This window comes from Winogradskyella endarachnes (assembly GCF_009741275.1).
Classification (GTDB): Bacteria; Bacteroidota; Bacteroidia; order Flavobacteriales; family Flavobacteriaceae; genus Winogradskyella; species Winogradskyella endarachnes.
Genome location: NZ_WOWS01000004.1, coordinates 185967 through 209831, shown reverse-complemented (window position 1 = coordinate 209831; position 23865 = coordinate 185967). Strand labels below are relative to the sequence as shown.

At 31.5% G+C, this 23865-nt stretch carries 19 protein-coding genes and 1 tRNA gene; 11 read left to right on the top strand and 9 right to left on the bottom strand.

Going from position 1 to position 23865, the window contains the following annotated elements:
• Positions 1 to 190: 190 nt before the first annotated feature.
• Both GN138_RS11785 and mce read right to left on the bottom strand, forming a co-directional pair.
• Positions 191 to 264: transfer RNA gene (locus GN138_RS11785), tRNA-Ile, on the bottom strand.
• An 82-nt stretch (positions 265 to 346) separates the two neighbouring features.
• On the bottom strand, positions 347 to 751 hold the full coding sequence (mce, locus tag GN138_RS11780; protein ID WP_157364198.1) for a methylmalonyl-CoA epimerase: 405 nt from the start codon (positions 749 to 751) through the stop codon (positions 347 to 349).
• Between the two features lie 133 nt (positions 752 to 884).
• On the opposite strand from mce, the gene rbfA reads away from it, so the two are divergent.
• Complete coding sequence (rbfA, locus tag GN138_RS11775) at positions 885 to 1283, top strand: 30S ribosome-binding factor RbfA (protein ID WP_157364197.1); 399 nt, start codon at positions 885 to 887, stop codon at positions 1281 to 1283.
• Entirely contained in the window at positions 1284 to 2486 is a 1203-nt protein-coding gene (locus GN138_RS11770) for an ABC transporter permease (protein ID WP_317162748.1), read from the top strand.
• A 69-nt stretch (positions 2487 to 2555) separates the two neighbouring features.
• Here GN138_RS11770 and dusB read toward each other — a convergent pair whose 3' ends face one another.
• Both dusB and GN138_RS11760 read right to left on the bottom strand, forming a co-directional pair.
• The gene (gene dusB, locus GN138_RS11765; RefSeq protein WP_157364196.1) at positions 2556 to 3551 is read right to left on the bottom strand and encodes a tRNA dihydrouridine synthase DusB; all 996 of its coding nucleotides are present in this window, start codon (positions 3549 to 3551) and stop codon (positions 2556 to 2558) included.
• Between the two features lie 11 nt (positions 3552 to 3562).
• Positions 3563 to 4216: a hypothetical protein gene (locus GN138_RS11760; RefSeq protein ID WP_157364195.1), complete on the bottom strand. Its 654-nt coding sequence runs from the start codon at positions 4214 to 4216 to the stop codon at positions 3563 to 3565.
• Between the two features lie 139 nt (positions 4217 to 4355).
• Here GN138_RS11760 and GN138_RS11755 point away from each other — a divergent pair, with 139 nt between their 5' ends.
• Positions 4356 to 4889, top strand: a complete 534-nt coding sequence (locus GN138_RS11755) for a hypothetical protein (protein ID WP_157364194.1) — start codon at positions 4356 to 4358, stop codon at positions 4887 to 4889.
• 89 nt (positions 4890 to 4978) lie between these two features.
• Here the strand turns inward: GN138_RS11755 and GN138_RS11750 are convergent, their stop codons facing one another.
• The gene (locus tag GN138_RS11750) at positions 4979 to 5572 is read right to left on the bottom strand and encodes a hypothetical protein (protein ID WP_157364193.1); all 594 of its coding nucleotides are present in this window, start codon (positions 5570 to 5572) and stop codon (positions 4979 to 4981) included.
• A gap of 66 nt (positions 5573 to 5638) precedes the next feature.
• The gene (locus GN138_RS11745) at positions 5639 to 6883 is read right to left on the bottom strand and encodes a M28 family peptidase (RefSeq protein ID WP_157364192.1); all 1245 of its coding nucleotides are present in this window, start codon (positions 6881 to 6883) and stop codon (positions 5639 to 5641) included.
• 150 nt (positions 6884 to 7033) lie between these two features.
• On the opposite strand from GN138_RS11745, the gene GN138_RS11740 reads away from it, so the two are divergent.
• The gene (locus GN138_RS11740) at positions 7034 to 8149 is read left to right on the top strand and encodes a TolB family protein (RefSeq protein WP_157364191.1); all 1116 of its coding nucleotides are present in this window, start codon (positions 7034 to 7036) and stop codon (positions 8147 to 8149) included.
• 64 nt (positions 8150 to 8213) lie between these two features.
• Here GN138_RS11740 and GN138_RS11735 read toward each other — a convergent pair whose 3' ends face one another.
• The gene (locus GN138_RS11735) at positions 8214 to 10619 is read right to left on the bottom strand and encodes a TonB-dependent receptor domain-containing protein (RefSeq protein ID WP_157364190.1); all 2406 of its coding nucleotides are present in this window, start codon (positions 10617 to 10619) and stop codon (positions 8214 to 8216) included.
• Positions 10620 to 10793: 174 nt separating this feature from the next.
• Here GN138_RS11735 and lepA point away from each other — a divergent pair, with 174 nt between their 5' ends.
• Complete coding sequence (lepA, locus tag GN138_RS11730) at positions 10794 to 12590, top strand: translation elongation factor 4 (protein WP_157364189.1); 1797 nt, start codon at positions 10794 to 10796, stop codon at positions 12588 to 12590.
• A gap of 157 nt (positions 12591 to 12747) precedes the next feature.
• Positions 12748 to 13620, top strand: a complete 873-nt coding sequence (locus tag GN138_RS11725; RefSeq protein WP_157364188.1) for a T9SS type A sorting domain-containing protein — start codon at positions 12748 to 12750, stop codon at positions 13618 to 13620.
• 320 nt (positions 13621 to 13940) lie between these two features.
• Here the strand turns inward: GN138_RS11725 and GN138_RS11720 are convergent, their stop codons facing one another.
• Positions 13941 to 15791 (bottom strand): cation:proton antiporter, encoded by a 1851-nt coding sequence (locus GN138_RS11720; protein WP_157364187.1) that lies wholly within the window; start codon positions 15789 to 15791, stop codon positions 13941 to 13943.
• Between the two features lie 129 nt (positions 15792 to 15920).
• Between GN138_RS11720 and GN138_RS11715 the strand changes: the two genes are divergently transcribed.
• Both GN138_RS11715 and GN138_RS11710 read left to right on the top strand, forming a co-directional pair.
• Positions 15921 to 16769, top strand: a complete 849-nt coding sequence (locus tag GN138_RS11715) for a universal stress protein (protein ID WP_157364186.1) — start codon at positions 15921 to 15923, stop codon at positions 16767 to 16769.
• Complete coding sequence (locus GN138_RS11710) at positions 16766 to 18961, top strand: SulP family inorganic anion transporter (RefSeq protein WP_157364185.1); 2196 nt, start codon at positions 16766 to 16768, stop codon at positions 18959 to 18961. The genes GN138_RS11715 and GN138_RS11710 overlap by 4 nt, the downstream gene beginning before the upstream one ends.
• 6 nt (positions 18962 to 18967) lie before the next feature.
• Here GN138_RS11710 and GN138_RS11705 read toward each other — a convergent pair whose 3' ends face one another.
• A complete protein-coding gene (locus GN138_RS11705; protein WP_157364184.1) occupies positions 18968 to 19309 on the bottom strand; it encodes a DUF202 domain-containing protein in 342 nt (113 codons plus the stop codon).
• Between the two features lie 173 nt (positions 19310 to 19482).
• Here GN138_RS11705 and GN138_RS11700 point away from each other — a divergent pair, with 173 nt between their 5' ends.
• The 3 genes from GN138_RS11700 to GN138_RS11690 all read left to right on the top strand — a co-directional run bounded on the left by GN138_RS11700 (position 19483) and on the right by GN138_RS11690 (position 23858).
• Positions 19483 to 20343 carry an MBL fold metallo-hydrolase gene (locus GN138_RS11700; protein ID WP_157364183.1) on the top strand — a complete coding sequence of 287 codons (861 nt, stop codon included), beginning with the start codon at positions 19483 to 19485 and terminating at the stop codon, positions 20341 to 20343.
• Between the two features lie 92 nt (positions 20344 to 20435).
• Positions 20436 to 22040 carry a S8 family peptidase gene (locus tag GN138_RS11695; RefSeq protein WP_157364182.1) on the top strand — a complete coding sequence of 535 codons (1605 nt, stop codon included), beginning with the start codon at positions 20436 to 20438 and terminating at the stop codon, positions 22038 to 22040.
• A gap of 15 nt (positions 22041 to 22055) precedes the next feature.
• A complete protein-coding gene (locus GN138_RS11690) occupies positions 22056 to 23858 on the top strand; it encodes a M1 family metallopeptidase (RefSeq protein WP_157364181.1) in 1803 nt (600 codons plus the stop codon).
• The last annotated feature ends 7 nt before the right edge of the window (positions 23859 to 23865 follow it).

Genomic DNA, 23865 nt, shown 5'->3' with positions numbered 1-23865 from the left:
ATGATGCGAACATTAATACATTTGTTGCATAAACCCTATAAACACGCATGTTTACAGTGCTTAGCGTAAATTATGTTATTATTAAAGAACAAAAAGTACTGAGAAATTAAGAGTGAATAAGTAATTATATTTTATTTAGAGACAACATCAAGGCACAAAAAAAGCCAAACAAAAGTTTGGCTTGAAGTTGTGGTCCCACTTGGGCTCGAACCAAGGACCACCTGATTATGAGTCAGGTGCTCTAACCAACTGAGCTATGGGACCAATTAACATTGCTGTTAATTTTATCTCTTATTTTAAAAGAGTGTGCAATATTACTACATATTTTAATACTCTACAAGAAATTTTATTTGTTTATCTCTTGGCACAACTCTATAAGAACGCCATTTGTTGATTTTGGATGTAAAAAAGCAATTAATTTATGATCCGCACCTTTTTTGGGTGCTTTATGGATCATGGTAAAGCCTTCGTTGGTTAATCGTTTTATTTCGGCTTCTATATCATCTACCGCAAATGCTATGTGGTGTATACCTTCCCCTTTTTTTTCAACAAACTTAGCAATAGGACTGTCCTCTGTTGTTGCCTGAAGCAATTCAATTTTATTAGGTCCGCATTTAAAAAATGATGTTTTTACACCTTCGCTTTCTACATCTTCAATTTTATAGTATTTTTCTCCAAATAAGGATTTAAACAACTGATTAGAATGTTCTAAATCTTTAACAGCAATACCTATATGTTCAATTTTTTTCATCTTTAATTCTGCAAAAACAGTTCTGTTATTAAATTTTTAGTGTAATTGAGGCATAAAATCAAATTCTACCATCAAAAATAAGATAATCCTTAAATATCATCTACTTTTGCAGAAGTTTAGTTAGAATAGGATTATGGAAGAATTTACACAGAGACAGAAAAAAATAGGAGGAATCCTTCAACAAGATTTAGCACAAGTATTACAAAAAGCAGCAACGGATGGTGGCTTGCGTGGTGTAATTATTTCAGTAAGTAAAGTTAATGTTACAACAGACTTATCTGTTGCAAAGGTATATCTTAGTATTTTCCCTAATAAAGAAGCCCAAAGTTTATTAGAAGGAATTAAATCTAACAAACCACTTATTAGGCATGAGTTATCTCAACGTACACGTCATCAACTTAGACGTATGCCACAACTAGAGTTTTTTATTGATGATTCTTTAGAATATATTGATGGCATAGAGCGTTCTTTAAAAGGTGAAGATAACCCATTAGAAAATCCAGATTTATTAGATAAGCGCAAAAAATCTTAAGTGAATTTCCCTTTATATATAGCAAAACGATATTTGTTTTCTAAAAGCAGTAATAATGCCATTAATATAATGACGTTAATTGCTTCTGGAGGCGTTATAATTGCATCTGCAGCATTATTAATTGTATTGTCTGTTTTTGCTGGTTTAAAGGATTTTAGCTTACAATATTCCTCATTTGTAGACCCAGATTTAAAATTATTTCCTACAGAAGGAAAATCATTTCAATGGCAAGAAGATGATGCGCGAGCATTGCAGAATATTAACGGAATTAATTCTTATTCTAAAATTATAGAAGAACGCATTTTTATTAAATCTGATAACAAAAACCTTGTTGCCACTTTAAAAGGTGTTGATGCCAATTATTTAAATGTAACCAATATAGATTCAATGGTAACTAAAGGAGGTTGGATTACTCCCGGAAGTAATGATGTGGTTTCTGGTTGGGGAATTTCTAATAACCTTTCTTTTGGAATTATAAATTACCTTCAGCCTTTATCGTTATATGTACCAAAAGCAGGTGTTGGACAAGCAAGTACACCAAAAGGCTATTACAACTCAGTTTTTGTTAATAATGTTGGTTTATTTCAAATAAATGAAGAATTGAATAACAAATACATATTTTCTGATATTGAATTGGCCAAGCAATTACTAAATTATTCTGATGCACAATTAACAGCTATTGAAATTAAATTAGAACCTAATACAGACGAAAACGCTATTAGAACTCAGCTTGAAACAACTTTCGGAACAAAATTTAATATAAAAAATAGAGCAGAACTTAATGATGCGCTCTATAAAATGTTGAATACCGAAAATCTTGCTATCTACCTCATCTTTACCTTAGTAATTATTATAGCCTTATTCAACGTAATTGGTGCTATTATTATGATGATTTTAGATAAAAAGAAATCACTGAATACACTTTTTAATCTTGGTACCGAATCAAAAACTATTAAATCTATCTTTTTTCTTCAAGGCAGTTTAATGACTATTGTAAGTGGTCTAATTGGTGTTACCATTGGTTTAATAATAGTGTTTTTACAACAAAGCTTTGATCTAGTTATGCTTACACCAGATTTGGCCTACCCTGTTCGTCTTAATGCCTTTAATGTTTTGGTAGTTTTAGCAACCATTTTTATCTTAGGAATTGTAGCTTCTAAAATTGCATCGCAACGTATTACACCAAGCTTAATTAAAAGCTAAAGTTAAAACAGACTTTAAAACTAAACGAATTAACTAGATTAACTCTTCAACTTTGAAACTTAAGCAGTATTAAGACGTAAACTGATGATCGGCAAACTTTTCTAAAACCTCATCAAAAGCTGCAAATACATCTTTAGAGTCATCGCTAGTTACCATTTTCATGCGGTATTCTTTAAAGTGTGGAATTCCTCTAAAATAGTTGGTGTAATGTCTTCTGGTTTCAAAAACACCTAAGGTCTCCCCTTTCCAATCTATTGCCATTTTAAGATGACGTCTAGCAGCATCTACACGTTCTGGCATTGAAATAGGTGCTAAATGCTCTCCTGTTTCAAAAAAGTGTTTTACTTGTTTAAAAAACCAAGGGTTTCCTATAGAAGCTCTTCCAATCATTGCGCCATCTAATCCGTAAGAATCTCTCATTTCTGCAGCTCTTTCTGGTGAGTTTACATCACCATTTCCAAAAACTGGGATGTGCATTCGTGGATTATTCTTTACCTCTGCAATAGGTTTCCAATCGGCATCGCCTTTATACATTTGGGCTCTGGTTCTTCCATGAATTGAAATGGCAGCACAACCAACATCTTGTAAGCGTTCTGCAACCTCTACAATTTTAATAGAATTGTGATCCCAACCTAAACGCGTTTTTACAGTAACAGGTAAATTGGTTCGTTTTACCATTTCTGCAGTGAGTTGCTCCATTAAACAGATATCTTTTAAAATACCTGCTCCTGCACCTTTTGAAACTACTTTTTTAACAGGACAACCAAAATTAATATCTATAATATCTGGCTTAGATTTTTCTACAATGTCAATGGTTTTGAGCATGCTTTCCATGTTAGCGCCAAAAATTTGTATACCAACTGGTCGTTCTTTTTCGTAGATATCTAATTTCATTACGCTTTTTGCTGCGTCTCTTATTAATCCTTCACTAGATATAAACTCTGTGTATACTACATCTGCGCCTTGCTCCTTGCACAACGCTCTAAATGGAGGATCACTAACATCTTCCATTGGTGCTAAAAGCAAAGGGAAATCTGGTAATTCTATGTCGCCTATTTTAACCAATCTATATCTATTTAATCGTTGCCTAATTCTGTTATTTTTTTCTCGTAGAGTTTTTTACTCTCAACAACAGCAACGTTTAACTCTTGCATAATGCCATCTACTCTATCTTCTATACTTTTCATTTGTCCGTTAATAGAATCAAACGAATTTAAAGCTGCTGCAACTTCTAAAGCTTTAACAACATCAACAGCATCTTTATGTAATAATCTTAATTTTCCAATAGCTTCAGACGTATTAGATAATGTAACATTATACTTGGTTTTAGCTTTATTGATGGCCTTTAATAAAGTGTTTCGGCTTTTCTCATCGCTTAAACTATTGGTTTGCGTTTCCATGGCTGTAAATAAGTTTGAAGCTTTAGTTTTTAAATCTTCGTATTCTTTATTTAAATTTTCTACACGCTTATTAACTTTTTCCCAATCGCCATATACCTTAGCAAATTCTTTATCTTCATTTTTTGCATCTTCTAATGCTAATTTTAAAGCACCTAAAGATTCTAAACCTTGAGACACCTTTTTATTAGCTACTTCCTTTTTACTTTCAAAATCAGAAACTTGAGATTTAAACTTGTCTTTTAGACGAATTAAATCCTCAGGACTTTTGTCTTTCCAACAAGAACTAAGTATAAGAAGTAAAGAAAGAATAGCGAGTGATTTTTTAAACATGAATTCTAAAATTAATTGTATTTGGCTGCAAATATACAATGAACCTATTAAACATCAATATTGAAGAATTTTAGTTGTTTCGTAGTATTTATAGGTGGTTAATGTAAAACATGTATATTTACAGCCAAATCTATTTATTATGAAAAATAACCTATTAACCATTTTATGGGCACTTGTTGTGCTTGTTAGTTGTGATGTTGTAGACGAATTAACAAAATTTGATTTAGATTACCAGACCAATTATTCTATTGCTGCAACCACTTTAATAAACACCCCTTTTACTTTAGATACACCAGATGTTACCACAGAATCTGAGTCGTCTTTTGAAAGTAATGACACACACAAAGATTTAATTGAAAGTATTAAATTAAAAAGTTTAAAACTTACCATTGATGCGCCTGAAGATGGTGATTTTAATTTTTTAAAAGAAGTACATATCTATATTGATGCAGAGGATTTAGATGAAGTAGAAATTGCTAATGTTTACGATTTAGAAAACACAGATTCTAACATTTTAGAATTAGATGTGCTGGGTGAAGAACTAAAAGAATTTATTAAAAAAGATAGTTTTAGTTTACGCGTACAAACCGTAACAGACGAAACTATTAATGAAACACACGATATAATTATTGATACTACATTTAGAGTAGATGCTGAAATTTTAGGTGTTTAATCCTAATTTTTAAATAAAAAAAGCAGCTCCATCATTTTTAATGAATAGCTGCTTTTTTTATTTATGCTAAAACCAAAGATGTTGTATACCTATTGTTTTGTCCAAACAGAAGTAGAGTTTGTAGCACTAGAGGTTACTGTACCTGTTACGGGATCAGTTTGAGAAATTGTTTCTTCCTGATAAAACGTTAGTGTTTGCCCATCTTCAGAAATTTCAAAAGTTCCAGTTTGTTCTTCGTCTAAAATACTTTGGTCCATCCCTTCATATTCAAATTCATAAAAAGAACCATCAACAGTCATTAGGTTTCCACTTGTATAATAAGTTCCACTTCCACTTACATTTTCTAATGTATAAGGCTCACTTTGCGTAGTTTCACCGTTAAATACAATATTTGTATCATATGAATAACTTCCATTTGTAGTAAAAGAACTTTCTGTAAAAGTTAACACATAATCTTCTTCTGTACTTTGTATGTCTATATTAGAGGTAAAACTCTCACCATTAAATTCTGTAGAGGTTTCAAGAATTACACTAAAATCGGTTAAATCCCAAGATCCTATTAAAGCAACATTTGTGTCACTAGTGTTAGATCCAGAATCTATACCATCATCTAAAGGTTCGTCTTCGCAAGTAAATGCAGTTAATAAAGTAAAAAGACAAAAGAGCGCTAAAATTTTTTTCATATTAAATGGGAGTTAGATTAGTTGTTTCACAAATCTACATTATTTTTTTTAGTTTGCTTTTTTACACTAAAACTTCACCTTAGTATCTATAACTTCTTCGCCTCTTTTTACAGAGATAGCTGCTTCATCGCCTTTATCAAAAACAGATAATGCTCTCATATAACTCATCATATCTGTTATAGTACTGTCTCCTAATTTAACAACTACATCTCCTTTTTGTAAACCTGCGTTAAAGGCTGGAGTTTCTTCTCGTGTGCCGTCAATTCGCATGCCTTTACCATCGTACAAATAATCTGGTACAACACCTAAGCCCACTTTAAATCTGGGAGTTTCCTCACTTTCATTTTTAGTTTTTCTGAATGCTAACTCACCATTGTCATCTAAATCTGATATAATATTGAAGAGATAATCTGAAATAAGATCCATACCTTGATAATTCAACTTATCAGAATCATCACCAGGTTTGTGATAATCTTCATGCTGACCAGTAAAGAAATGTAAAACCGGAACATCAATTAAGTAAAAAGAGGTGTGATCACTTGGCCCTACACCACTTTCGTTTTCAACAATATTAAATTTATCGTTATTTGCTTTGATTGTTTGTTTAAACATTGGTGATGTGCCTGTGCCATAAACAGCTAATGTGCTATCAGCTTTCATTCTACCGACCATATCCATATTAATCATATAATTAATAGATTCAGATTCTATAGTTGGGTTTTTTGAAAAATAATTAGAGCCTAACAATCCCATTTCTTCTCCAGAGAAAGCCATAAATAAATAGTTGTTTTTGTCTTTAATTTTGGCTTGGTCGTTTTTTATTTTTAATCGGCTTGCTAAATTAAGCATAACTGCAACTCCACTAGCATTATCGTCTGCGCCATTGTGTATCGCTTTTTCCTTACCACGATATAAAGAGCCTTCGCCTCCAAAACCCAAATGATCATAATGCGCACCAATAACAATTGTAGTTTTCGCTTTATTGTCTATAAAACCTATAACATTATGACCTGTAATTGTGCTGTCTGCGTTGGTCGTAAATTCTACTTCGCTATGCGGATCTGTTTTGGGTTTAAAAGAAAATGATTGTAAAAACCCTTCCGTTCCTTTAGGCTGAAGCCCAATTTCGGTATAGCGTTTAATAAGATATTCTGAAGCTAATACTTCGCCTTGTGTCCCTGTTTGGCGACCTTCAAGTTTATCATCGGCTAAAAACATAACATCTTCTTTAATTTTATTTTCAGCTACTTTGGGTTCGTTTTTACAAGATAATACTCCTGCAAAAAGGAATAAAAACATTAATTTTTTCATTTTAAAACACCTATTTTATTGTTTTGTAAAAATGTAATTCGTCATTAAAATTTAAAGTAATTTCAAAAATACAATGTGGCTCATTTGATCTTGAAATCTTATTTTTACACAAAATTAGGTATTAAAAGCCATTTATTATAATTCTATATTATGAACAAAATCATTGTTATTTTAATCATACTCGTTTCTTTTTCGTCATGTAAAAACGAAAAGTCTGAGGCTTCAGAATATTCTAACGATACTACATCTGGCGCTACTAAAAAGTACGATTCGTTAATTTACCCGGAAGAAACCCATTTTAAATCTTTAAGACAAGTAACTTATGGAGGCGATAATGCCGAAGCGTATTGGAGTTTTGATGACAAACAATTAGTGTTTCAATCTAACAACGTAAAATGGGGTGTTGGTTGCGACCAAATGTTTTTAATGAACGCTAATGAAACCTTTACAGATAGTATTGCACCACCAATGGTAAGTACCGGAAAAGGGAGAACCACCTGCTCGTATTTTTTGCCAGATAACAAACATATTATATACGCTTCTACCCATTTAGGTGGTGAAGAATGTCCTGAAACTCCACTAAGAAAAAATGGTAAATACATCTGGCCAATCTATGATAGTTATGATATTTTTGTAGCCGATTTAGAAGGCAATATTGTTAAGCAATTGACCAATGAAATTGGTTATGATGCTGAGCCAACAGTATCTCCTAAAGGTGATAAAATTGTATTTACCTCAACAAGAAGTGGCGATTTAGAATTGTATACCATGAATATTGATGGTACAGACGTTAAGCAAATTACAAACGAATTAGGTTACGATGGAGGCGCATTTTTCTCGCCAGATGGTAGTAAATTAATCTTCCGATCGTCTAGACCAAAAACCGAAAAAGAAATAAAAGAATACAAAGATTTATTGGCTGAAGGATTAGTAGAACCAACCGAAATGGAACTTTATATCTGTAATGCAGATGGCTCAGAATTAAGACAATTAACGGATTTAGGCAATGCCAACTGGAGCCCATTTTTTCATCCTTCTGGAGATAAAGTATTATTCTCTTCTAATTTTGAAGCAGAACGCGGTTTTCCCTTTAACTTATATTTAATAGATATTGATGGAAAAAATCTAAAGCGCGTTACGCATGGTGAAACGTTTGATGCATTCCCTGTGTTTTCTAATGATGGTAAATATTTAGCCTTTTCTTCTAATAGAAATAATGGTGGTGGACGCGATACTAATTTGTTTATTGCAGAATGGCGCGATTAGCGATATTCTGAAATATACAAAATGAGATACAATCTTATTTATTGCAGAATGGCAAGATTAAATTCTAAAGCCTTTCTCGTTCTTCTGCGTCTGTAGTACGCTCGTTAGTATTTAGCTTTGTGTTACCAAATTTGTAACGAAAACCTAGTTTAATATAACGGTTATCAGAATCTATATTACCAAAACTTGATTGATTTAAATAGCTTGTTCTTGTTTTAAAATCTTGAAGGTTAAAGAAATCTTCAACGGCTAAAGTTATAACGCCCTTTTTCTTTAAAATAGTTTTAGAAACACTTAGTTCTGAAATTAACCGATCATCTATAGTTTGAAATTGCTGTAAGTTTTTACCAACCCAAGTAAAAGTGAGACTAGCATTTAAACTTCGATCTTCTAAAAATGAAAAACTGTTAGATAAAATACTATAATTAGACCACTGATTTTGCTCAGCAAAACCTTCTACAAAACTGGCTTCTTCTGTAATATTATAAAACGAAGTCACAAAATATAAGTCCCAATTATTGGCTGGAGCCGCGATATATTCAAAATCAAAACCATACTCTACTTTTTTATCGAGATTGGTTGGTGTATACGCAATTATATTTGTGTCATTATCTTGCCTAGGTAACTCAACAATATCTCCATCATAGTTACTATAGTACCCAGAAATTGTAAAATTCTCAAGAAAGTTAAATCCTAAATAAAAATAATCTCTATATGTCGGGTTTAAATTAGGGTTACCGAGAACTACATTGCTCTCATTTAAAAAGAATGTAAAAGGGTTTAAATCCGTGTAACTTGGCCTTGTAATACTGCGTTTATAATTAGCTGTTACACCTATATCTTCTGAAATTTGATATGATAAACTCGCATTAGGAAACCAATCTAAATAGTCTTGAGTATTTGTCTCTCCCAAAGTTTCAGAGGTACCTTCAATATTACTTTGTTCTACCCTTAGGCCTAAACTTAATTCCCATTTTTCCCAAGATTTTGAATAGTTTGAATAGGCTGCAAAAACATTTTCGTCATATATAAAAGCATCTGTATTATCTGTATTAATTACTTCTGATCCAGCTATAATATCTAATCTTGTAATATCGCTTTCAGTATTTACGTTAGAATATTTTACACCAACATCTAAACCAGAGGTTTCATTTATTGGTAAACTATAATCTATTTTACCATTAATAATATCGGTTTTTTGGTTGGCATCTGTATTAAATTCTGAGCTGTCTTCAAAATTATAAGCCGCATCATAATTATTAGTAAATACGTTTTGGTCTCTATTATAATTGTAAATAGTATAATGACCATTTAGAGTAAGGCTTGCACCACTTTCAAAATTGTGTTTAAAGTTTAAATCTGTACCTATATTATATTTATTATCTCTAGATAAATTATCTGCAGTAAAACGGTCTTGAAACGTTAAGTTTTCATCGAAAATACTAGTTCTATTCTTTACAGAATATTTATAATAAGGTGTGTAGAGTCCTGTACTTGTTAGGCTAAACGTATTATTATCATCAATATAATAATCAAAATTAAGGTTAAGGTTATGTGTTTGGGACCATGTGTTTCTGTTGATATTAGATTTCCAAATTTGATCTATTTCATTTAAATCATCCAAATAGTTAATAGTATCATCTTGATCTCTGTTTATTTTATTTTGAGAATAGCTATAATTTAAATTAAGATTGATTTTGTTGTTTTTAAAATAATGACTCGTCCCAGCATTATACCTAGGAAAAACACCTTGTGTATAATTAGCAAACACACTTCCTCTATAACCTGTAACAAGGTTTTTATCCATTTTTATGTTAATTACAGATCCAGAATCTGCATCATAACTTGCAGGCGGATTTGTAATCACCTCAACTGATTTTATACTGTTGGCAGGCGCACTTTCTAATAATGTTATGAGTTCATCAGACGTCAATTGTACACGTCTATTATTTATAAATACTGTAGCTGGTGCACTTTTAATATTAATACTACCCTCTGAAACAATAATGCCTGGTGTACTTTTTAATACACCTAGCGTTGAGCCTTCAGTTAAAGCCGTGTTTTCTACATTAAATATAAGTCGGTCTGGTTGACGTGTTACCGTAGGTTTTTTTGCAACTACAGTAACTTCATCTAAACTTTCAGAAATTTCTTTAAGCTCAATATTAGCCAAATCTAAGTTTCCGCTAAGAATAATTTTTTGTTCAAATTCTTCATATCCAATAAAGCTAATCTTTACTAAATAATTTTCAGTAGAAAGTTTACTAATTGTAAAAAAACCTTGGTCATCGGTGGATGTGCCTTTAATAAATGTATTATCATCATCACTATAGATTACGACATTAGCTAAAGAAATAGGTTTATTATTAGTATCTACTACCTTACCAGAAATTGAAGACTCTTGGGCAGAAACAATAGAAGTTAGTATTATAAATAATGTACAAGTGAAATAACGAAATCTAAAAACCATTTACAAAAATTGTGAAGCAATATATTAATTGTTTTTAACTTTTTAGTGTGGTTTTACCGTAAATGCCACAGTTTAATTGTAATAATTGATAGTTTAAAGCACAAGAAATCGATTATATTTGCAAATTAGATATTAGAACTCGTTTTTTGCAAGTTCATTGCCTTAGAAAAAGACATGAAGAACATACGTAACTTTTGCATTATTGCACATATTGACCACGGAAAAAGTACCTTAGCAGATCGCTTATTAGATTATACTGGTTCTGTAACTGCTAGAGAACAGCAAGCTCAACTTTTAGATAATATGGATTTAGAGCGCGAACGTGGAATTACCATAAAATCGCATGCCATACAAATGGATTATGAATTAAACGGTGAAAAATATGTATTAAACCTAATTGATACGCCTGGTCATGTAGATTTCTCCTATGAAGTTTCTCGTTCTATTGCCGCTTGTGAAGGAGCATTACTTATTGTAGATGCTGCACAGAGTATACAAGCGCAAACTATTTCTAATTTATACTTGGCATTAGAAAATGACTTAGAAATTATTCCGGTGTTAAACAAAGTAGATTTACCGAGTGCTAACCCAGAAGAAGTTACAGATGATATTGTTGACCTTTTAGGTTGTGACCCAGAAGAAGTGATTCATGCCAGTGGAAAAACAGGTTTTGGAGTAGATAATATTTTAAAAGCAATTATAGAACGTATTCCTGCGCCAGAAGGCAATGTTGATGAACCTTTACAAGCTTTAATATTCGATTCTGTATACAATACATTTAGAGGTATTGAAACCTATTTTAGAGTATTTAATGGCGAAATTAAAAAAGGACAAAAAATTAAATTCGTTGCCACAGGAAAAGAATATTATGCTGATGAGGTTGGTACTTTAAAACTAAACCAAGTACCTAAACAAAGTGTAAAAGCTGGTGATGTTGGCTATTTAATAACAGGGATAAAAACTGCAAAAGAAGTAAAAGTTGGTGATACCATCACAGATTTTGCCAATCCTACAACCAATGTAATTGAAGGTTTTGAGGATGTAAAACCAATGGTATTTGCTGGTATATATCCTGTTGATACGGAAGATTATGAAGAGTTGAGAAACTCTATGGAAAAACTGCAACTAAATGATGCGTCTTTAGTATTTCAACCCGAAAGTTCTGCGGCTTTAGGGTTTGGGTTCCGATGTGGTTTCTTGGGTATGTTACACATGGAAATTATACAAGAACGTTTAGAGCGCGAGTTTGATATGACGGTTATTACTACAGTTCCTAACGTATCGTATCATGCTTATACCAACAAAAACCCTGACGAAGCTTTTATAGTTAACAATCCTAGTGATTTGCCAGAACCAACTACGGTTAATCGTGTTGAAGAACCTTTTATAAAAGCCACCATTATTACAAAATCTGACTTTGTTGGTAATGTAATGAGTCTTTGTATTGAAAAACGTGGGATGATTGTTAACCAAACCTACCTAACTACAGAACGTGTTGAGTTAATTTTTGAAATGCCATTAGCAGAAATTGTTTTTGATTTTTACGATCGTTTAAAAACAGTCTCTAAAGGCTATGCTTCTTTTGATTATCACCCAATTGGTATGAAAGTTTCTAAATTAGTAAGACTAGATGTCTTATTAAATGCTCAACCCGTTGATGCACTCTCAGCTTTAATTCACGCAGACAATGCACATAGTATTGGTAAAAAAATGTGTGAGAAGTTAAAAGAATTAATTCCACGTCAGCAATTTGATATCCCTATTCAGGCTGCTATTGGAGCCAAAATTATTTCACGAGAAACCGTAAAAGCTTTACGTAAAGATGTAACGGCTAAATGTTATGGTGGAGATATTTCTCGTAAACGTAAGTTATTAGAAAAGCAGAAAAAAGGTAAAAAACGTATGCGCCAAGTTGGTAATGTAGAAATACCACAGCAAGCATTTATGGCTGTACTAAAACTGAACGATTAACAAATCTGTTTTTTAATCGTTTTATTGTTTCTATTTGATAAAAAAATAGGGGTTTATCAACGTTTTTACTAAAAACCTAAAAATATTTAAGCAAATCTTTTTCTTAATTATGACTTTTTATATTTTTATTTAAACTAACCTTTTTAAATATTTAAATATGAATAGAATTTTACTCTCTTTTTTAGTTTTCTTAGTAACCATCTCAATACAAAGTCAAGTATTTTCTGAAGACTTTTCAGGTCTTACATCCACTGCTACAGGAAATAATTTCTCTCTAGGAGACTGGAATCAAACAAGAAATACAGATGGTACCTACGCTAATGGCTACTCGGTAGATGATGGTGGCGCATGGCTAAGGGATGGCTTTAATAATAATGGAACTACTGGTGCAATTAGACTTAACATGACCAATAGTGTAAAACGTGACTGGTTGATTTTTCCTTTGGTAGATTTATCAACTACACCTACAAGCGGTAGTTATACTATTGAGTGGGACATGGCTTTTGCCGCTCACGGCTCTGGAACTACATTTCAGGCACTTAATGCAGGAGATGAAATTAGATTACTTGTCTCTGTCGATGGTGGGTCTACTTTTACCTCTTTAGCTGCTTTTGACAGTACTTCTGTTATAACAGATGGAGGAGAAACTTTTTCTGTAGAATTATCAGACAGCTCTTACTTTGTAAATGACGTACAGTTTGCTTTTTGGGGTTTTGAAGGAGATATAACAACTAATGCTACTAATGTATTTTTAGATAATATAACTATAACAGATAGTTCAACTTTATCCTCAGAAGACTTATCTTTTACAGAAGGTGCAGATTTATATCCAAATCCAACATCAGAGAATTTATTTGTTAAGGATTTGGCATTAAAAAAAGTGGAATTATTTACAATGATAGGAAGAAAAGTTTCTGTTGAATTTAATGACTCAACTATTTTTACATCTGCGTTAGCAGCAGGAACTTACATTGTTCAATTAACCGATGAAAATGGTTATACTTTTACCAATAAGTTTATAAAAGAATAAATAAACTATTATAGTTTAAATACAAAGCAGTTATCTCAATATAGATGACTGCTTTTATTTTTTAAGTACACTACCTAAACCTAATTGAAATTACAAAAGTGAAAATCCATAAATAATATACTTAAAAAAGTATTATCTATAAACATTATACAAAATAGCGTTAATAAGGTACAAAAAACAACCAGATTAATACCTAAAACTATCTATATAGAGTAGAGAAAATAATGCATCTATAATTGTTTATAAGACTTCATCTTCCTGATGCTTTGAATAATATACTGTTAATTTTACACTATTACTCATTTTAACTTTTTAATAAATTAGGCGTCCTCTAAAACCACCTTTTCAACATCAAATGGCTTTCCTAAATAAACCAATTTAAAGTCTTCTCCTATTTTATCAATTTTAGTATTATTGGAAGAAATAATATGTAATTCGCCTTCATTATCTTTTAAAAATAAAGGAATCATATCTACATTTTTATTCGTAATTTCAATAAGGTTTAAGTAATGTTCTTTGTCTTCTAAATCAATTTCTTGAATAGATGGATATTTTCTAGTGACTTCAGTTAATTTAATAAAATCATCGGTTTGAGAAAACAAACCTTCACTTGGTATGGTTTCAGGATTATTCATTTCATCAGTCGTTACCAATCTAAAAGAACCATTTTCACCAAATTGATCTCTAAACTTATTAATAGCGTACTTATTAATATCAGAATTACCAGTCATAGCCATTAAGTAACCAACATCATTTAATTCTATATTATCGGTTAACGCGTCAGAATATATATTAGTATTAATAGCTTCTAAGCCTAATTCTTTAGTTTTATTAATATTGCTTTGGTTACTATCTATTAACACCACATGTCTGCCATTGCTTTCTAAATAATGGCCTAATAAACGCGATATTTTTGAAGCACCAACAATTAAAATTCCGTTAGATTTTTTTAGAAATACACCTACAAGTCTTGCAAATAATCTTGCCGTAGTTGCATTTAATAATACGGTTCCTAATACAATAACAAATACTAATGGTGTAATATATTTTGCATCTGTTACGCCTTTACTCGCTAATTTTAATCCAAATAAAGAAGCAATACCAGCAGCCACAATACCACGAGGACCAACCCAACTTATAAACAGTTTTTCATTTAATTTTAGCGTAGAACCATAGGTGCTTAAAAACACACCAATTGGTCTTATTAAAAATACAATAACTAAGAAAAGTATAGCAGTTTTCCAATTATAGATTAATAGTAATTCGTCAAAATTAATATTAGCGGCTAATAGAATAAATAATATAGAAATTAAGAGGACACTTAGCGATTCTTTAAAATATAAAATGTCTTTAATATGTGGAGAATTAGAGTTACCCAAAACCATTCCCATTACAACTACAGCTAATAAACCAGACTCGTGAGCAAAGCTATCTGATAAAACAAAAACACCTAAAACTGCGGCTAACGAGAAAACATTGATAAGATAATGTGGTACCCATTTTTTATTTAAAATAAGATTAACGGCATGTGCAAAGGTGAAACCAAATGTAGAACCAAACAATACAATTTTTCCAAATTCTACTAGTGCTGTTTTAGTAAATTCACCTCCTGCATCTACACTAATAAATTCAAAAACTAATACGGCCACTAAAGCACCAATTGGATCAATAAGAATACCTTCCCATTTTAAAACAGCAGATACATCTTTCTTTAATGGTATATTTCTTAAAATAGGTGTTATAACCGTTGGACCTGTTACAATAATAAGACCTGAGAATAAAAACGATATTTCCCAGCTTAGCTCAAAGATAAATCGAGCAGCAACAGCAGCACCAAAAAATGTAACTATAGAACCAACTGTTATTAACTTTGTAATTACTGGGCCTACGTTTTTAATTTCACTTAATTTTAAAGTTAGTCCACCTTCAAAAAGTATAATACTTATAGCAAGAGATACAAAATAAAATAAACTTTCACCAGGAAAAAGACCTTCGGTTTCATTCCAAATAGGTTCTATCCACTTGGTTCCGTCACTACTTAAAAACTCAGCAGCAATTGGACCAACTAAAAGACCAATTAAAATTAATGGTAAAATTGCCGGAATCTTAAATTTCCATGCCACCCATTGTGCTAATATACCAAGTATAATAATTCCTCCTAATTCTAACATCTATCTGCTTTTTTTGTGAAAATACTAAATTAATATAATTTTTAAAGTGCAGTAATTGTATTTATAATCTAAAGGTTTTTAAAAATGTACTATCTTTCGTAACTTACTCATAAAACAATAATTACAAAATTGCCTTTAAAACCATTTAAAACTATAGGTATTGGTGTCACTTTTTCACCAAATCTAAAAGCAAATATTTATGAGGCCGCGCGATTGTCTCAAATGCTAAATACACGTTTGGTTTTAGTACATGTTGGTGATAAATCTTTAGAAAAAGAATCAAAATTTAAAGCCATTTTAAAACCATTCTTAGAAAATAATTTAGAAGTAGAAATTGTATTTAAGTCTGGTGATCCGGTTAATGTTATATTATCAACCGCAGAAAATAAAAGAATTGATTTATTAATTTTAGGTGCTTTACAACGCGAAAATTTCCTAAAATATTACGTTGGCTCTATTGCTAGACAAATTACTAGAAAAGCTAAATGTTCTATTTTACTTCTTATAAAACCATCTATAGAAAGAATACCTTGCCAGCATATAGTGGTTAATGGATTAAAAGACCCTAAAACTAAAGAAACTATTGCAGCTGCATTTTATGTTGCCAATGCTTTAGATGTTAATAAAATAACCATTGTTGAAGAAGTATCTAAAAATGAATTAGACGTAAAAGTAGAAGACGATAAATCTCTACGAATGGCCAATATTGTAAAAGAACGCATTAAACTTAGAGAAAATGCACGTGTAAAAGCTATTATTGAAGATATACCAGAAACGTACACAAAAGATGTGAAAATTAAATCGCAGCCCATTTTTGGTAAAAAGGGATATTCTATTGGTCATTATGCACAAATTGCCAGAGCAGATTTGCTCATTATGAATTCTCCCAGCAAAATGAACTTTTGGGACCGTCTCTTTCCACACGATATAGAGCATATTTTAACAGAACTACCAACAGATGTTTTAATTATTCAATGAGTCCAAAACGTAATAAATTAAACGTCTTTTTAAAAGCATTGCCTAAAAATATTTTTGCTGGTTTTGTAGTAAGTCTTATTGCATTACCACTAGGATTAGGACTAGCTATGGCAAGTGAAGCACCTCCTATTTCGGGTGTAATTGCTGCAGTAATTGGTGGTATTATAGTTTCAATTTTTGGTGGCAGTAACGTCACCATAACAGGGCCAGGAAACGGCTTGGTTGATGTGCTATTAGTAGCTGTAACAACACTAGGTTTAGAAAGTGCTTATGCAGCAATTATATGTTCTGGCATATTTTTAGCTGTTTTAGGATTCTTAAGATTAGGAAAACTAGCCGATTTTTTTCCGTCGTCTGCCATACAAGGCATGCTTGCCGCAATAGGTCTAATTATTCTAGGGAAACAATTTCATATTATGCTTGCTCATAAAATTAAACGAGCAGATACTATAGATTATTTAATTGAGATTCCCTACACTATAAACGACGCTATACATTACGATAAAACAGGCTTAATTTATGCAGCAGCTGCAGGTGTTCTAAGTTTAATAATAATGGTATTATACCCTAAAATTAGAAACAAGTATTTACAACTTATACCAGCACCAATGTGGATTGTTATATTCTCCATTGGATTTAGTTATTATTTTGAATTTATTGCGCACCAAGCCAACCCTATTTCTTCGGTGTATATGATTTCTGGTATTCCGGAGTTTAAAGCTATTATAGCACAATTACCAACCGTTAATTTTAGTAAAGCTGGTACATTTCCGTTTTGGTCTAGTGTTTTAGCCTTAACCTTAATTGCAAGTATAGAATCTCTTTTAAGTATAAAAGCAGTAGATAAATTAGATCCAGAAAAAAGACGTTCTAATGTAAATTTAGATTTAAAAGCTTTAGGTTTAGCTACTATTGGTAGTGGTTTTTTAGGCGGTTTAAATGTTGTAACTGTAATTGCAAGAAGTTCTGTAAACGTAAATAATAATGCAACTAATCGCTCATCTAACTTTTTTCATGCCACGTTTTTAGTCATTTTTATTGTGCTTTTTAGTACGCAATTAACGCGTATTCCTTTACCTGCTTTAATGGCTATTTTAGTGTATACAGGTTACAAATTAGCATCACCATCAACTATTAAAAGAATTTTTTCAATAGGAAAAGAACAAGCAATTATATTTTTAGTAACCCTTATTATAACCTTAAAAATAGGCTTGATTTCTGGAATTTTATCTGGTGTTATTGTTACTTTTTTAATTCATATTATCATTAATAAAAGTGCTTCGTTATTTTTTAGAAATGTTTTGAAGCCTAACGTCTTAATGTATCAAGAGCAAGACAATGGTAATTATTATGTAAGCATAAAACACTTTTGTAGTTTTTTAAATTTTTACAGATTAAAAGAAAAATTAGACGCTGTCCCAGAAAATAGAGATGTAATTATAGATTTTTCACTTTGTGAATTTGTGGATCACACAGTTATGGAAAACCTAAATAATTATCGTGATTTATTTATAAAAAGAGATGGTAATTTTGATGTCATTGGTTTAGATTTACACAATTCAGATTCTAAACACCCTTTTGCGCTTAGGCGCTTATTGCCAGTTCCCGGAATAATTAAAAGTGGACGTACAAAACGTCAAAAAACACTAGAAGAAATTGCTAAGAATTTTAATTTAATTTATGAATCTAAAAACGAAAAAAACACGCACTTTTTAAATAAATTTTATTTCTTTAGAATTAAAGTAGTTAATCATATTTATAATAAACTCACTGCCAAAAATGGATCAATTAGCATTTTTGATATCGAATTTTCTGAAGGTGAATTAATTGCTAAAGAAACGATTAAAACTACAATGTTGTTTATGACTCTAGAAAAGACCATTCCGAAATTTACGTTAGATCGTGAAGGTTTTCTTGAAAAATTATATGGTTTTGCTAGTCATAAAGATATTCCTATTAAAGAACACTCAGATTTTAACAAACGTTTCTATTTATTAGGTGATAATGCAACAGCCGTTAAATCACTTTTTAATACCGAAATCACTCATTTTTTTGAAAGTAATCCATACTATCATGTAGAATCTAACGGAGAGTGTTTGTTAGTTTTTAATAAAGAACGATTAGCAAGTACAAAAGAAGTAAAAGCTTTACTTGACTATGGCAAACGCTTAAAAGAAGTTATTTCTAAATAATTATTATTACAACTGTTCTGCAGATTCCGTTTTATAATATAAACGTTTTAAACTGCGTTTTAATAGCGAAAAACGGTACACACCTATCACAAAAAAGACCACACAAAAAATTAAAGCCACCAAAGCTAAATATTCAAAATTAGCAAACTCCTTAAGTTGGTAAAGTGCAATTGCTCCTAATAACAAATACAACGAAGAACGAATGTAAGATAATAACGTTCGCTCATTAGCTAAACGTGTTCGCTCTATGGCCAAATAATCTCTTAAAATTACTTTTTGATCAGGATTAAAATCGCGACCAAAACTCAATAAATACTTTTTTTTGAATGTAGTTTTTGGTGTTTTCATGAGTAGAAATAATTCAATTTTAAAGCCGAATAGTTAAATGTAATTATTTTTTAATAATAGATATAAGATAATATGCTTCAAATTTGTTAAAAATCCCGTAATTAATTGTTACTAACAACAATTAGTTTTAATCCTTTTAGTAATTTGCAAGACTTTTACATAATTTTTTGCAAATGAAATTATATCCTATTGAATCTGGAAATTTTAAGCTCGATGGTGGCGCCATGTTTGGTGTTGTTCCAAAATCTATATGGCAACGTACCAATCCTGCAGACAATAATAATATGATTGATATTGCTGCACGCTGTTTATTAATTGAAGATGGTGATCGCCTTATACTAATAGATACAGGTATGGGCAATAAACAAAGCGATAAATTTTTTGGGTACTATTTTCTTTATGGCAATGATAGTATAGATAAATCTTTAGCGTCTTATGGGTTTCATAGAGATGATATTACAGATGTATTTATGACGCATCTTCACTTTGATCATTGTGGAGGAAGCGTACAATGGAATAAAGATAGAACAGGCTATGAACCTGCTTTTAAAAACGCACACTTTTGGAGTAACCAAGATCATTGGAAATGGGCAACAGAACCAAACAGACGAGAGGTTGCTTCGTTTTTAAAAGAAAACATTCTACCAATGGAAGAAAGTGGTCAATTAAAATTTACAGATGTACCTGATCAACATATTTTAAAAAATTCTGCATTAGGATTTGATATTTTCTTTGCCAATGGACATACCGATAAACAAATGATTCCTATGATTACCTACAAAGGAAAAACCATTTGTTTTATGGCAGACTTATTGCCAACTGTTGGTCATTTACCTTTACCATTTGTTATGGGTTATGATACAAGACCTTTATTAACCTTAGACGAAAAAGAATTGTTTTTAAATAAAGCTGCGGATAACAACTTCTATTTGTTTTTAGAGCATGATGCGCATAACGAAATTATTACCGTTAAGCATACCGAAAAAGGCGTAAGACTAAACGAAACATTTACAACAAATTCAATATTTAATTAATACTTAAAAAAACGTATACTTTTAACGTAAACATAATTTATATTATAAGCGTAAAAAGGATATTTCAATTCAATAACAATAAATAAAAACAAATGAAATTTAATTACAGAATAGCTGCATATTTAGGATTTGCAGGAACAGTTTTATTAGGCTGTGGTACAGGAGATATTATATCTACACCAATAGAAAATATAGATACTTCACCTTTAAAAGTTACAGAATTAACAGATGCCGAAGCAAAAAATTGGGGCCATTTGGATCTTGTTAAAGATACAATTCCTGGTATGGCTGTAGATAAAGCTTATGCTGAAATTATAAAAGATAAAAAAGGTAAAACTGTAATTGTTGCTGTAATAGACTCTGGTATAGATATTGATCACGAAGATTTAGATGGTGTTATCTGGACTAATGAAGATGAAATACCAAACAACGGTATCGATGATGATAAAAACGGTTATATAGATGATATTCACGGTTGGAATTTCTTAGGAGATGCTTATGATGAACAATTAGAAATGACAAGAATAGTGGCTTCTGGTGACACAAGCAATCCTAAATTTTCTGAAGCTAAAACCGCATTAGAAGCAGGTATTGCACAATTATCGCCGACTAAAACACGTTATGAGCAAATTTATCAAGCCTTACAAGAAGCTGATACTGCCTTTACAAAACACTTTGGTACTGCAGATTATACAAATGATCAAGTAAAAGCATTAGAAACTACTGATGAAACTTTATTGAAACATAAATCTGTAGCTGCACAAATGAATAATTTTGGTTTAGAAAGTGTACAAGATGCAAAAGAAGAATTAAAAGGAGCTTTAGACGGTTTAGCTGAGCGTTTAAATACTAACTACAATGTAGATTTTAAAGGTAGAACAACTGGTGATAATCCAGATGATTTTAATGATAAGCCTGGTTATGGTAATGCAAACGTTAAGCCAGTAAAAAAATCTGAATCTCACGGAACACACGTTGCTGGTATCATTGCTGCAGAACGTAACAACGGTTTAGGAGCTAATGGTGTAGCAAACAACGTACAAATTATGTCAGTTAGAGCAGTTCCAAATGGAGATGAGTACGATAAAGATGTAGCTAAAGCAATACGTTATGCTGTAGATAATGGCGCACAAGTAATTAATGGTAGTTTCGGAAAATCTTTTTCTCCACACTCTCAATGGGTAAGAGATGCTATTAAGTACGCATCAGATAATGATGTTGTTTTTGTACATGCTGCAGGTAATGATAGTAAAGATGTAGATGTTGAAGCTAATTTTCCAGATGATAATGTAGATTACGTTGAAATTTCTAACACATATATTAGAGTTGGTGCCTTAACATCTAAATATGGTTCTAAAATGGTTTCTGGTTTTTCTAATTACGGAAAAAATAATGTAGATGTTTTTGCACCAGGTTCTGCTATCTATTCTACATTCCCAGAAAACGAATATAAAAGCATTAGCGGAACTTCTATGGCTGCGCCTGCTGTTGCTGGTGTGGTTGCTTTAGTACGTTCTTACTATCCTAAATTATCAGCTGCACAAGTAAAACAAGTAGTTTTAGATTCTGGCTTAGCTTTAACAACTAAAGTTGTAGTAGGTGGCGATGCTTCTAATGTAAAATCATTTTCAGAATTATCTAAAACCGGTAGAATAGTTAATGCTTTTAATGCGTTAATTATGGCTTCTAAACTTTAATAAAATAATTTTTACATGAAACATTTCATTTTCAGCATTTTTTCTCTCTTAGTTTTATCGGCTTGTGCTGCCTCTAATACAACTGCAACTACCGTAACTAAAGTTACAGATTCTGTAAACGGTTATTGGCAACAACATGTTGATTATTCTATGGAGATTGATATGGATACTAAAAATTATCAATACAAAGGCAAGCAGATGTTAGTGTATACTAATAACTCGCCAGATGTACTTAAAAGAGTATATTACCATTTGTATTTTAATGCTTTTCAGCCTGGAAGTGAAATGGATGTACGTTCTCGTACTATTAAAGATCCAGATCCTAGAGTTGGTGATCGTATTAGTAAACTTCAGCCTAATGAGATTGGTTATATTAAAGTTAATTCTTTAAAACAAAACGGTACTTCTATTTCTTACGACACTGTAGGTACCGTTTTAGAAGTAAAATTAGATCAACCTATTCAACCTGGTGAAAAGGTAACTTTTGAAATGGATTTTGATGCACAAGTACCAGTTCAAATTCGTCGTTCTGGCAGAAATAACAAAGAAGGTGTAGCATTATCAATGACACAATGGTATCCTAAATTAGCAGAATATGATGAAGAAGGTTGGCATGCTGATCCTTATATAGGAAGAGAATTTCATGGTGTTTGGGGAAATTTTGATGTAAAATTAACCATTGATAAAGATTATGTAGTTGGTGGAACAGGTTATTTACAAGGTGAACCAACTAAAAAATCTGGTAAGAAAACACATCATTTTAAAGCACCTAATGTACATGATTTTACTTGGGCTGCAGATCCAGATTTTATTCATGATACGTTCCAAATGCCAAACGGTCCTTTACTTAATTTCTATTATAAAAAAGATTTAGAAAAAGAGTATTTAGACAATTGGAAAAAGTTACCAGCAGAAACAGCTAAGCTTATGGCTTATTTTAGCACTAACGTTGGTAAATATCCTTACGATCAATATTCTGTAATACAAGGTGGTGATGGCGGAATGGAATATGCTATGTGTACTTTAATTACTGGAAAACGTAAGTTTGGCAGTTTATTAGGTGTTACTGCACATGAGTTAGCCCATACTTGGTTTCAATTTTTATTGGCAAGTAACGAGTCTAAACATGAGTGGATGGATGAAGGTTTTACAACTTATATTTCTACTTTAGCCATGAACTCACTTAAAGAAGAAAAGAAACCAAATCCACTTTCTGGTGCCTATAGAGGTTATTTAGGTTTAGCCAATTCTGGTTTTGAACAGCCTTTAACAACACACTCTGATCGTTATTTATTAAATAAGGTTTATGGAGCTGCTGCATACAACAAAGGTGCCGTATTTTTAGCGCAATTAGGTTATGTAATTGGATCAGATAATTTAGAAAAAACCATTAAAAAGTATTTTAATGATTTTTCATTTAAGCACCCAAAACCTTTTGATATTATAAGAACCGCAGAGCGTATTACAGATTTTGAACTCGATTGGTATTTTATTGATTTTGCACAAACAACTAACACTATAGATTATGGTGTTAAAAACATAGAAGGAAAATCCATTACCTTAGAGCGTATTGGTTTAATGCCAATGCCTTTAGATATTTCTGTTACTTATACAGACGGAACAACAGAAACATTTTATATTCCTTTACAAATGATGCGTGGTGAAAAGCCTACCTCAGCTACAATAGTTAGTGATTGGGCTTGGGCCATGCCAACGTATACTTTTAAAACGAAAAAAACTGTAAAATCTGTTGAAATTGATCCATCTCAAATGATGGCAGATGTTAATAGAGAAAATAATTTGTTTACGGTAGAGTAAACTTATT